Annotated in this window: 11 protein-coding genes; 4 read left to right on the top strand and 7 right to left on the bottom strand. The window is 53.6% G+C overall.

Features of this window, described 5'->3' with window-relative positions; translation table 11 throughout:
• Positions 1–560: IS5 family transposase (locus HK22_RS13770; protein ID WP_158093567.1), on the bottom strand; the 560-nt coding region annotated here is incomplete at its 3' end.
• Between the two features lie 306 nt (positions 561–866).
• Between HK22_RS13770 and HK22_RS13775 the strand changes: the two genes are divergently transcribed.
• Positions 867–1787: a LysR family transcriptional regulator gene (locus HK22_RS13775; RefSeq protein ID WP_086649684.1), complete on the top strand. Its 921-nt coding sequence runs from the start codon at positions 867–869 to the stop codon at positions 1785–1787.
• Positions 1788–1817: 30 nt separating this feature from the next.
• Here HK22_RS13775 and HK22_RS13780 read toward each other — a convergent pair whose 3' ends face one another.
• From HK22_RS13780 to HK22_RS13800, 5 genes are all read right to left on the bottom strand, one after another.
• Entirely contained in the window at positions 1818–2228 is a 411-nt protein-coding gene (locus HK22_RS13780; RefSeq protein ID WP_086649690.1) for a DoxX family protein, read from the bottom strand.
• Positions 2229–2438: 210 nt separating this feature from the next.
• Positions 2439–3017: a YceI family protein gene (locus HK22_RS13785; RefSeq protein ID WP_086649691.1), complete on the bottom strand. Its 579-nt coding sequence runs from the start codon at positions 3015–3017 to the stop codon at positions 2439–2441.
• 4 nt (positions 3018–3021) lie between these two features.
• Positions 3022–3633, bottom strand: a complete 612-nt coding sequence (locus HK22_RS13790) for a cytochrome b (protein WP_086649685.1) — start codon at positions 3631–3633, stop codon at positions 3022–3024.
• Positions 3634–3638: 5 nt separating this feature from the next.
• A complete protein-coding gene (locus HK22_RS13795; protein ID WP_086649686.1) occupies positions 3639–4256 on the bottom strand; it encodes a YceI family protein in 618 nt (205 codons plus the stop codon).
• A gap of 146 nt (positions 4257–4402) precedes the next feature.
• Positions 4403–5311 (bottom strand): LysR family transcriptional regulator, encoded by a 909-nt coding sequence (locus HK22_RS13800; RefSeq protein WP_086649687.1) that lies wholly within the window; start codon positions 5309–5311, stop codon positions 4403–4405.
• 118 nt (positions 5312–5429) lie between these two features.
• Between HK22_RS13800 and HK22_RS13805 the strand changes: the two genes are divergently transcribed.
• The 3 genes from HK22_RS13805 to HK22_RS13815 all read left to right on the top strand — a co-directional run bounded on the left by HK22_RS13805 (position 5430) and on the right by HK22_RS13815 (position 8407).
• Entirely contained in the window at positions 5430–6557 is a 1128-nt protein-coding gene (locus HK22_RS13805) for an alkene reductase (RefSeq protein WP_086649688.1), read from the top strand.
• Between the two features lie 13 nt (positions 6558–6570).
• The gene (locus tag HK22_RS13810; RefSeq protein WP_233142680.1) at positions 6571–7806 is read left to right on the top strand and encodes an MFS transporter; all 1236 of its coding nucleotides are present in this window, start codon (positions 6571–6573) and stop codon (positions 7804–7806) included.
• Between the two features lie 175 nt (positions 7807–7981).
• A complete protein-coding gene (locus HK22_RS13815; protein WP_198945557.1) occupies positions 7982–8407 on the top strand; it encodes a hypothetical protein in 426 nt (141 codons plus the stop codon).
• A gap of 84 nt (positions 8408–8491) precedes the next feature.
• Here the strand turns inward: HK22_RS13815 and HK22_RS13820 are convergent, their stop codons facing one another.
• The gene (locus tag HK22_RS13820) at positions 8492–10063 is read right to left on the bottom strand and encodes a TolC family protein (protein ID WP_198945558.1); all 1572 of its coding nucleotides are present in this window, start codon (positions 10061–10063) and stop codon (positions 8492–8494) included.
• Positions 10064–10847: the final 784 nt, after the last annotated feature.

Genomic DNA, 10847 nt, shown 5'->3' on the forward strand with positions numbered 1-10847 from the left:
GCGATGTCGGCCCGGGTCTGGTCGGCATCGTAGCCGCGATCCGCCAGAAGCCTGTCGAGCCGACCGCCTATAGCCTGGAACAGCGGTCCGAAGCCCCGCTGATCGTGGGCATGCCCCGACCGTGAGGCCGAAGGCGAGCGGGAGACCGCGCGCGTTACAACGGGCGTGGAGTTTGGTCGAGAAGCCGCGGCGCGATCGTCCGAGCGCCTCGGCCGGGCCAGCGCCTTTTTGATCCCGGCAGCACAGTGATGGGCCCGGACCACGGTGCTGTCGATCATGTCTGCCGACCGATCACGGCCGACCAACTCGGCCAGCGTCTCCAGCAACGCGTCGAACACACCCTGCTCGACCCAGCGGCGATAGCGGCGGAAGACGCTGTTCCACTTGCCGTAGCAGGGCGGAAGATGCCGCCATTGCGCTCCCGTCCGCGCCATCCATATCATCCCGTCGAAGAACTGACGATTATCTCCGGCAGGACGGCAACCGCGCCCCGTTTCGGAAGGAAGCAAAGAACCGGTCAGCGCCCATTCCGCATCCGTCGCCCCGATCGTCTCGTCCACCGCCACCTCCAAATGACAGCGTTGAATCAATCTCGCTCACCCGCGTCAAGCTTTGTCCACGAGCGATAATGACCTGTATTTTCAGGAAGTCGGTAACGACACCATGTTTTGTGCCCGACATGAAACTTAGGCTACGGAATGAGAGACTTATACAGAAATGATAGAAATAAATCGTTTCCGTTTTTTCTATTTGTCATTTGTCCTGATTGCGAAACGTCTATCCCATGTAGCAATCCCTGTCCCGGCATGACGTTCGATCAAAAATATGGAAATACTGCCTGACGTTCAGTTCTGAGGATTGCTGTTATGAGACTGCCGGATTTCGAGGCCTGGGCCATTTTCGCCAAAGTTGCCGAACGTGGTTCCTTCGTGCGCGCTGCGGAAGAGCTTCAGCTTTCCAAACCAACGATCTCGAAAGCCATCAGCCGTCTGGAGCAGTCTCTGGGCGTTGCGCTGTTCAGCCGTAATTCCCGTCAGATGTCCGTGACGGAAACGGGCCGTATGCTGCTTGGACACGCCAACCGGATACTCGCTGAAGCGGAAGCTGCTGAAAGCGAGGCGCGCGGAGGTACCCATCGCCCCTCAGGCCTGATCCGGGTCGCCGCTCCCATGACTTTCGGAATCAGACATCTCTCGCCCGCACTTCCGGCCTTTCTTGAGCGATATCCGGATATCGACATCACCGTGGATTTCAGCGATTCCCTCGTCGATCTCGTGGCTGAAGGCTATGATCTGGCCTTAAGGATCGCATCTCTGGCGGATTCATCCCTGCGGGCTCGGCATCTCTGTGGAGTACGCCTGCTTCTGGTCGCAACTCCGCATTATCTGGATCGTATCGGACGTCCGACACATCCCCGTGACCTCGAAGGACAGAAAAGCTTCGTTTATACGAATACCTCCGCTCCAGGTACGCTGCGCCTCACATCCCGAAAAACCGGTGAAGACTATGTTCTCTCCCAGGCTTCACGCTTTAGAGCCGATAATGCTGAGGCTTTTTTGCCAGCACTGAAAGCGCATCTGGGGTTCGGGCTATTTCCGGAATTCATGGTCTGGGATGGCCTGCAGGAAGGGCGGTTTGAACAGATCCTGCCAGACTGGGATGCCGCGAGCATTGCGCTTTATCTCGTGACATCCAGCAGCACGCTCCGCCCCTTCCGGGTCAATGCCTTGATGGAACATCTGGTCTCGGCATTCGAACATCCGCCCTGGGCCAGAACAACCGCATAGGTTCCAGCAAACCCGGTCAAAATTACGCTCTCATCGACGCAGGGCGTCCACAGAGAAACGACCGGATCCTGAAGCCGCAAGAGCGAGAAGACCACCTGCGATACTGAAATTCTTGTAAAAATGGATCCACATATCGTAACGGGCCACCCCGTCGAACGTCCAGTAATGATGCCCGATGAAAGCCGTAACGATGGTGTAAATCGCTAGTAAAAGAGAGAGCGGTCTTGTCAGGAAACCAACGACGAGCGCCAGACCAATCCCCAGTTCGGTGACGATGGCAATAATGGCGGACACAGTCGGAACCGGGGCGCCCGTGCTGGCCATATACCCTACGGTTCCCTCAAAGCCTGTCAGTTTGCTCCATCCCATCAGCACGAACAGAAGGGCCAGAAGAAGACGTGAGGCAAAAAGAACCTGATCGCGCGGAAAGGACGTGTTCATCGGTTTGTCTTTCATGTTTGAAAGTATCTGACATTCGGTCGGAGATTTGATGCATTGTTCTCCTAAACCGCTGATGTCAGTTTTATCCTCGCTTCCGACATCAATAAATGGAAATGAAAGAAACTATCTGTTTCCTATTTTTTATTTATTGAGCCTCTGAAGATCCGCTCCGGAAACAATCGCATGATGCTGACAGAGCGGATAAGGACGTCATGGATTCCCTGACGTCTGGTTTGCTGTGATATCAATGGTCACCCCGACCTGAAGGGCGACCCACTGTCCGGTAGCCCACGGTCCCTGACCAATACCAAAAGCGGAGCGGATCAGGTCAAGATGGCCTTTGGCGTGCGCTGTCGGACCGTTGATATCGAGTGTGAAAGGCAGAGTTTCGGGCCTGCTGACACCACGGATCGTGAGCGTCCCGACAGCTTCGTACGCATTGCCCCCTTTAGCCCGGAAGCTGCGGGCTTCAAACGTCGCGGTTGGGAAACTGGCGACATTGAACCAGTCACTCCCGGGCATGGCACTATCACGCTGCCTGTCCGCTGTCGTAGCACTTGCAATATTGATCGTGATTGTCGCATGCCCGTCTTCGGGATGAGCAGGATCGAGAGAAACGGTTCCGTCGAATTTTCCAAAATGTCCTGTAAAGGTATTGTCAGTCTGCGTTCCTGAAAAACCAATGATGCTGTGAGCAGGATCAATCGTCCAGTCTGCGGCGAAAACAGGTGTCGCGGCCAAAAAGCTCATGGCAAGCGCTGAAAAGGCTGCTTTTTTAAAAAAAGCCATGATATCAGTCTCCATGTCTGGAACCAGATTTTCTGCCTATGGCAGGAAGCATCTGTCGCAGAACGTGATCGTTCAGAAAGAAATGATGACGAAGGGCCGCGGCAACGTGCAGACCAATCAGCGCCAGCAGAAACCAGCCACCCCAATGATGAACGACTTTCAGTGTGGCTTCGACGGGCGGCTTGTCCTGCAACGTTGAAAGCACGGGCAGATCGGGCCAGGGAATGGTGCCATACAGAACGGTGGGAATCCCCAGAACGGACACCGACACCATCGCCCAGCCACTCAGCGGCATGAGCGTCTGCAAGCCATACAGGGCAGCATGCGTCAGATGGGCCGCCACACGCTCGAAACCCTTCATGTCAGCGGGAAGTCCCGGCGCCCTGTGCGTCAGGCGCCAGACGATGCGCAGGGCAATCAGCATCATGACAGTAATGCCAATCGACTTGTGAAGCTGGTACAACTGGAAAACCCACATCGGGTCGAGAGACAGATGATCCATGACCAGTCCCATAATGATCAGGGTCAGGATCCCCGCAGCGATCAGCCAGTGAAGGATGATCGCCACACCGGTATATCGCTTGATCCCGCGGCTCTGGTTTGCGGACACGGCCATAGAACTCAGCCCTGCTTTTCAAAAGCGCCGGCGATCCGCAGTTGCACGGCATCGCTGACATACGGGACATACATCTTCACACCGAAATCGCTGCGCTTGATGGTGCCCGTGGCTTCAAAACCGGTCGTATATTTCTTGTCGAGCGCGTTCACGCCTGCACCGATGAAATGAACCTTCAGCGTCTCGGGTTTTGTGACACCATGTAGCGTCAGATTGCCAGTCACAATGGCATCGGCCTTGCCCGTGCGTCGGACGGAGGTGGATTCAAACGTCGCATTCGGATACTGCGCGGCATTGAACCACTGGTCGCCCTTGAGTTCTTCGGTCAGCTTGGCGCTGGTCGTCTGAACCGATCCAACCGGGATAGTCACGGAAAGATGGGACGCCGCAGGATTTTTATCATTAAGATCCAGCGTACCGGAAACATTCGAAAAAACGCCCTGGTAGTTCGTGAAACCAAAATGCAGGACTGAAAAACCAACCTGTGTATGGCTGGATTCGACGTCATAGGTGCCGGACTGAACCTGCCCCGGGTCCGTTACGACCTGAGCCGATGCCGGATAGGGAATGCTGGATGCAAAAGTCAGAGCGGCTAGGGAAAGCAGGAAAAAAGAGGATTTCATGTCGGGAATCTCTGGTCAGAATGAAGAAGCAGGGACAGAGAACCAGGCCCCCGGAAGAGCCTGTCGTGCATCCTTGTTGACCCGAGAATTACGTGAGACGAATTGAGCAATAAATAAAAACAACAGAAACTCATTGTTTCCTGATTTTAGTGCATGGAACGCGGCACCATTTCCAGGTCTCCAATCACTCCCGCTACAAAATCCGAGAAAGCCCGAGCCTTGGCGCTCGTCAGCCTGCCCGAAGGATAAACCACCCACAGATCAACAGGCGGCAGGGACCAGTCTGTCAGGCAGCGCACCACCGTTCCGCACTCCAGTTCCGGCCGGAACATCCAGTCCGCCGCAATGGTCAGGCCCAGATCTGCAAGTACGGCGGCCCGGATTCCTTCAGCCGCGCTCAGGTTCAGGCGCGGTCTCAGGGTCGCGGTCATCTCCCTTTCCTGCTGGCGGAACGTGTATCTGACCCCATCATCCCGCGCATAAGTGACAGCCTGATGCAGACCCAGGTCTTCCGGCGTCTCGAGAGCCAGGGACTGTTCCAGATACCGCGGCGTTGCGAGAACGGAACGGCGCCCTCTCGCAAGGCGCTTTGCAATCATCGTGCTGTCATTCAGAGGCCCCACGCGAATGGCGACATCTATCCCTTCCATCACGAGATCCACCCGCCGGTCATCGAGTTCGATATCCATTTTCAGTCGGGGATGCTCCTTCAGAAACTCTCCAAGGCGGGGCACGATCTGAATGCGTCCGAAGGTTGTCGGAACCGCCACCCGGAGCCTTCCCTGCAAACTGAGCGTACTGTCACGCGCAGCAGCATCCGCGTCCTCTGCATCGGACACGATCCGGACAACACGCTCGAAATAACGCTGTCCTGCATCCGTCGGTGTCAGACCATGGGCGGAGCGAAGAAGAAGCTGCACACCCAGCTGGCGCTCAAGCTGGGCGACGGCCTTCGAAACCGCCGGCTGTCCGAGATGCATCAGCCGCGCCGCAGCGGAGAAAGAGCCACTCTCAACGACGCGTACAAAAACGGTCATGGCCTGCAGACGATCCATTTTAGTATTCCATTATGGAATTCTCTTTATACTGGAATAACGACTGCCAATCCAATACGGAAATATCCATCCTCTGGAACACGGCGCCGATGGCGCGTTTCACACAGGACTGTTTCCCATGGCTAATCTTCTCTTTTCCCCGAAATTCGTAGGCCCCATGCGGCTTGAACACCGCATCATCATGGCGCCCCTGACCAGAATGCGCTCAAGCATCGGCAATCTGCCCAACGACCTGATGCTCGAATACTATACCCAGCGCGCCACGCCGGGCGGTCTGCTCATTTCCGAGGCCTCTCCCGTTGCCCTGACGGGATATGGTTTTGAACGTGCCGCCGGAATTTACGAGGACGCACAGATCCCCGGCTGGAAACGCATCACGGATGCGGTCCACGCCAAAGGAGGACGCATGTTCCTGCAACTATGGCATGTCGGCCGTCAGTCCGCCCGCAGTCTCCAACCCGGTGGCGCGGCACCTCTGGCCCCCTCCGCCATCAGGGCGGATGGCACGGCATGGACGCTCGACGGCCCGGTCCCGTACGACACCCCCCGCGCTCTGGAACTCAATGAAATCTCCCCCCTGATCGAAGCCTACCGTCAGGCCGCAACACGAGCCCTGCAGGCAGGATTTGATGGCGTGGAAATCCACGGCGCCAACGGCTACCTGCCCGATCAGTTCCTGCAGGATGGCACGAATACCCGGACCGACGCCTATGGTGGACCGATCGAAAATCGCGCTCGTTTTCTTCGGGAAGTTACTCAGGCTGCCATTGACGTATGGGGTGCCGATCGCGTCGGCGTACGCCTCACCCCCAGCGGATCTTACGGGTCGATGTCCGATAGCAACAGACACGCCACATTCAGCTATGTCGCCTCGATGCTGCAAACCATGGGAGTCGCCTATCTGCATATCGTGCAGCCAAGGATCGGCGCCGATGCGGAATCCGACCCGGTAGATGTGTCTGTCCTACGTCCGCTCTTTTCCCGAACCATTATCGCGGCAGGCGGTTTTACGAGTGAAAGCGCCGAAAAGCTTCTGGAATCTGGCGATGCAGACCTGATTGCATTTGGACGCGCCTTCATCGCCAACCCGGATCTGGTCCTGCGGCTACGGAATCACTGGCCATTAAACCGATATGATCGTTCAACATTCTATGGCGGTGATTTTCATGGCTATACGGACTATCCGACATTCAGCGATGAAGAGAACGAACCGTCAAACCTCTCATCTCGGCCGACAATCAGATAAGGTATTTCCCGTGATGGACGACGCATCCCTTCAGAATTTCGCAATACGCGCTTCCGGAGCAGGTCGCAAACCGGCAGCGCCTCTTTCCGGATTTCTGACGCTGGGAATGGCTGTTGCGGCCGGTGTTGCGGTCGCCAACATCTATTACAACCAGCCCATGCTAGGCGTCATGCAGCGCGACCTACCCGGCCCCTTCACAGGCCTTATCCCAACCGTTACCCAGCTTGGTTATGCCGCAGGGCTCTTCCTTCTTGTTCCAGTAGGCGACCTTCTGGAACGCAGGCGGCTGATCGCCTGCCAGTTCATGCTGCTGTCTCTCGCCCTCGCAGGAGCAGCTTTGGCGCCCAGTGCCGCCATCCTGCTTGTCGCCTCCCTTGCCGTGGGAGCCATGGCAACCGTGGCACAGCAGATTGTCCCGTTTGCCGCACACCTGTCTTCTCCTGAACGCCGTGGCCATACAATTGGCATCGTCATGGCGGGGCTTCTGGGCGGTATCCTGCTAAGCCGGACCCTGGCAGGCGTGGTTGCGACATATTCCGACTGGCGCGACATGTTCTGGCTGGCCGTGCCGATTGCTCTGGGTGCCGGAGCCCTGATGGCCTGGCGGCTACCCACGCACCGCCCCGCCGATACCAGCCTTAATTACGGACAACTGCTGGTGTCCCTCGGCGGATTGTGGAAGGAATTCTCCGCCCTGCGCCTCGCCGCTCTCACGCAGGGCTTTCTGTTTGCTGCTTTCAGCGTTTTCTGGACGACGCTTGCCCTCCGCCTGCAACAGCCTCGCTTCGGCCTTGGGGCTGATGCCGCGGGCCTCTTCGGTATTGTCGGAGCAGTTGGAATTCTCGCCGCGCCTCTTTCTGGGCGGATCGCAGATCGGCACGGTCCCCACCGGATCATCATTCTGGGGGCAGCATTGACACTTGTGGCGTGGATTATCTTCGGTTTGTGGACCTCACTGGCCGGCCTGATCGCAGGCGTCATCGTGCTGGATTTTGCAATCCAGAGTGCTCTCATTTCCAACCAGCATGTTGTTTACGCGCTGCGCCCACAGGCCCGTGCACGACTGAACACGATCTTTATGGGCACGATGTTTCTGGGAGGGGCAGGCGGCTCGGCTGCGGCGATCTGGACATGGCAACCATATGGCTGGACTGGTACCGTCATGCTCGGCATGGCACTGGCCCTGTCAGCCACCCTGCTTCAGCTGCACGGTCAAACGCTGTCAAAAAAGCAGCCTGAACAGATATAACATTCGAATATTATTTTCATTCCGACAAAGAGCTCTAGCCGGTCGGTTTCCAGGCGTTTTTGCAAAAAACCCTACCTCCCGGGAACTTTGGAACGGCTTTTACATAAATATCGATGCCGCAATATCAAGATCGGCACGGCAACAGATACATGAATTTATTTACGGAGACTTAATAATGAAGAAAACCTTTTTAGCCTCACTTGTTTGTATGGCTGCACTTTCTGCCTGCGAATCCCCTCAGCAGATTGCCACCCAAAAAGACGATCACCTCGCTGCGGCAGGATTTCTGTTGAAACCCGCCTCAACGCCACAGCAGATTGCCATGCTGAAGAAACTCCCAGCGCATCATTTCGTGCGCCGGATACACGGCAACACAGTCACCTATGTCTACGCCGATCCAACAGTCTGCGGGTGCCTCTATGTGGGGAATCAGGCCGCTTACGGTCGCTACCTTGCGTACCAGCAGCAGCAGAGCATCGCCAACGAACAGCAGACAACCGCAGAAGACTATCAGGATGCTCAATGGAATTGGGGAGAATGGGGCCCCTGGGGAGACGGCTTCGGCCCGGACTATGGTTTCGGCCCGGGTTGGGGCTGGTAAAACCCAGTCAGCATAATATTTATGCGATAAGCCCTCATGAACATGAGAGCTTATCGCTCAGAAAACGACCCAGCCTGACAAACCCTAGCCCAACGAACCCGTTCCAAAAGCCAGCCCCGCAGCCGCAATCAGCGCGGCATAATAAGCATCCGATCGACTGATATTGGCATCCAGAAGCCCATTCTGCGCCAGTTCAGCCTGCGTCACTGATCCAGTTCCCGCGCGATAGGACACCAAAGCTGCATCAAAATTCGTTTGTGACGCCACACGAAGTTTGGACGCCGCCTCGTAGGCCTGAAGGCTTGTATGAAGGGCATTCTCTGCCAGAACGATCTGCTGAACCGCGCCATTTACTGTCTGCCGAAGCGTGGCTTCTGCGCTGTCTTCCTGATCCTGCGCACGTTTGACAATGGCAGAGCGCAAACCACCATCAAAAATAGGAACGCTGATTCCCCCGAGAATCAAGGTGCTGAAACGATTTCCCGAAAGATTGAGCGTTGGAGAAACACTGTCGCTAGCACTCGGTATGGAGGTCAGGCTTGTTTGCCCTGTTGAATACGCCACGTTACCCGTCATAAAAACACTTGGAAGAAATGCTGCCCGTGCTGCAGAAATACGGCTGTGAGCAGAACGCGCTGCCGCATAGGCAGCCAAAACATCCGGGCGACGCCCGACTGCCTCCTTCACCACCTCGTCGCTCAAACGCACGTCTTCCAGCGACAGGGAGCGGCCGGATACATCTTCAAGATTGAGATGCGAATTCGTTGAGACACCCATATTGTTGAGTAACGCGAGATAGGTGTTCTGCTCCTCACCCTGGGCCTGCACAAGACGCAGATTAACCTGTGCGGTAACCTGCCGTGCCTGTGTGACATCCATAATTGTTCCCTGCCCCTGCTTCAGCCTTGCTTCTGCTGCTGCTTGAACATGCTCTGCATTTTCGAGGGATGTTTGTAAAAGTTGGGCGCGAGTAGATGCCGCCGCATGTGTATAAAAAGCAGTTGTGACGCTATAAATTATTTTCTGATGAACGCCTGTAAAAAGAACGTTTGTGGCCAATTGCGCCTGACGTGCAGCGCCAATCAATGCTTCTCTACGTCCAAAATCAAACAGCAACCAGCGCAACCCTACAGTCTGCACTTCCGCAGTGCCTGAACTGCGCCGCCTCGGAGTACCGTTAATACCGATAGACCCATATTCATCTGTATCAAGAGACGCATCGGTAGTCTGACTTCTTGCCCGAGACCATCCCCCTACAACGGTTGCTGTCAATGTGGGTAGATACGTACTTTTAATAATTCCAACAGCCAGCGCAGCATCCCGCGCAGCATCCCAGGCCTTTCTTGTCTGCGGATTAGAAGATTGTGAAATATCAATCAATTCTGCCAAGGTATAAATTGATTTTTTTCGATCATCGATCAGTTGCATACTCCCCTGAACGATAGCATCTGGATTTGAAGGAAGAGTATATTTTCCTGGAAATGATAACTTTGATACTTTTCTTGCTTTCCCTGGAACAATCACACCTGCAGAAGTAACATTAGGCTGCCAAGGATGATCAGGACCAGAGGGAGCAGTATCCAATTCGGAAGATGCACACCCCGATAAAATAATTGAAAATACAGTAATGAAAAATGAATTTTTCTTATAATTTATCAATTTAATTTCTCCTGAATTATGTTTTATCCTTACAATATCAAGGTTAAGAAATTTATTATATTATAGATTTCCCCACTTTCCCAAATAACTGTGCAAGCTAGATAAATCATATTCGCTTGTCGCTATATTGCCAATCCAAGGCCTGCACATACACGTTTTCCGTCTACTTACAGGAATTTAAAGCCATTTTGGGGAAAAACTCGACAATATGGGTAGTCCGCCCGTCAAACGGGAACCGATCGCGAGCAGTACCAACCCACAAAGTAGAGAACAAGCGGAAAGAAGCCAGATGTTAATTAGGTTTTTTATTTATAGGTATAGTTAAGACCTATCCCGAATATTTAGTATTCTTCGATATATCCAAACGCATTCTGAGTGAATGTTAAATCGATATTAACTATAATTATATATAGAAACAAATAAATTTATTTTTTTATTTACAATATAGTTTTCCTTATGATCTATGTGCTTTACCGAAAACCCTGAATATAATTTATCTTTAGGGGAATTTATTTATAATTCAATCTGCCACAATATTGATATAATTCTTTTTGTTAAAATATTTCTCTCTCATTTATTTATAGTTATACAATAACACACACTCTTCATGTGTTTGTATTCAAGGAAAAAAATTCAATAATTTTTGGTATTCTATATTATTTTTTTCTAAATTATTATTTTGTGTCGTATATTTAGAAAAATATGAATATCTAGGTCACGTTGACAAAAGATCTATACGATCTGCCTGAGATCTGATTCACTTCCTGGCTATGGTATAACG

This window comes from Gluconobacter sp. DsW_056 (genome assembly GCF_002153595.1).
In the GTDB taxonomy this organism is placed as follows: Bacteria; Pseudomonadota; Alphaproteobacteria; order Acetobacterales; family Acetobacteraceae; genus Gluconobacter; species Gluconobacter albidus.

Coding starts and splice junctions, on each gene's coding strand:
- HK22_RS13775 (WP_086649684.1), top strand. CDS start 867: ATGAGACTGCCGGATTTCGAGGCCTGGGCCATTTTCGCCAAAGTTGCC.
- HK22_RS13810 (WP_233142680.1), top strand. CDS start 6,571: ATGGACGACGCATCCCTTCAGAATTTCGCAATACGCGCTTCCGGAGCA.
- HK22_RS13785 (WP_086649691.1), bottom strand. CDS start 3,017: ATGGCTTTTTTTAAAAAAGCAGCCTTTTCAGCGCTTGCCATGAGCTTT.
- HK22_RS13815 (WP_198945557.1), top strand. CDS start 7,982: ATGAAGAAAACCTTTTTAGCCTCACTTGTTTGTATGGCTGCACTTTCT.
- HK22_RS13805 (WP_086649688.1), top strand. CDS start 5,430: ATGGCTAATCTTCTCTTTTCCCCGAAATTCGTAGGCCCCATGCGGCTT.
- HK22_RS13795 (WP_086649686.1), bottom strand. CDS start 4,256: ATGAAATCCTCTTTTTTCCTGCTTTCCCTAGCCGCTCTGACTTTTGCA.
- HK22_RS13790 (WP_086649685.1), bottom strand. CDS start 3,633: ATGGCCGTGTCCGCAAACCAGAGCCGCGGGATCAAGCGATATACCGGT.
- HK22_RS13780 (WP_086649690.1), bottom strand. CDS start 2,228: ATGAACACGTCCTTTCCGCGCGATCAGGTTCTTTTTGCCTCACGTCTT.
- HK22_RS13800 (WP_086649687.1), bottom strand. CDS start 5,311: ATGGATCGTCTGCAGGCCATGACCGTTTTTGTACGCGTCGTTGAGAGT.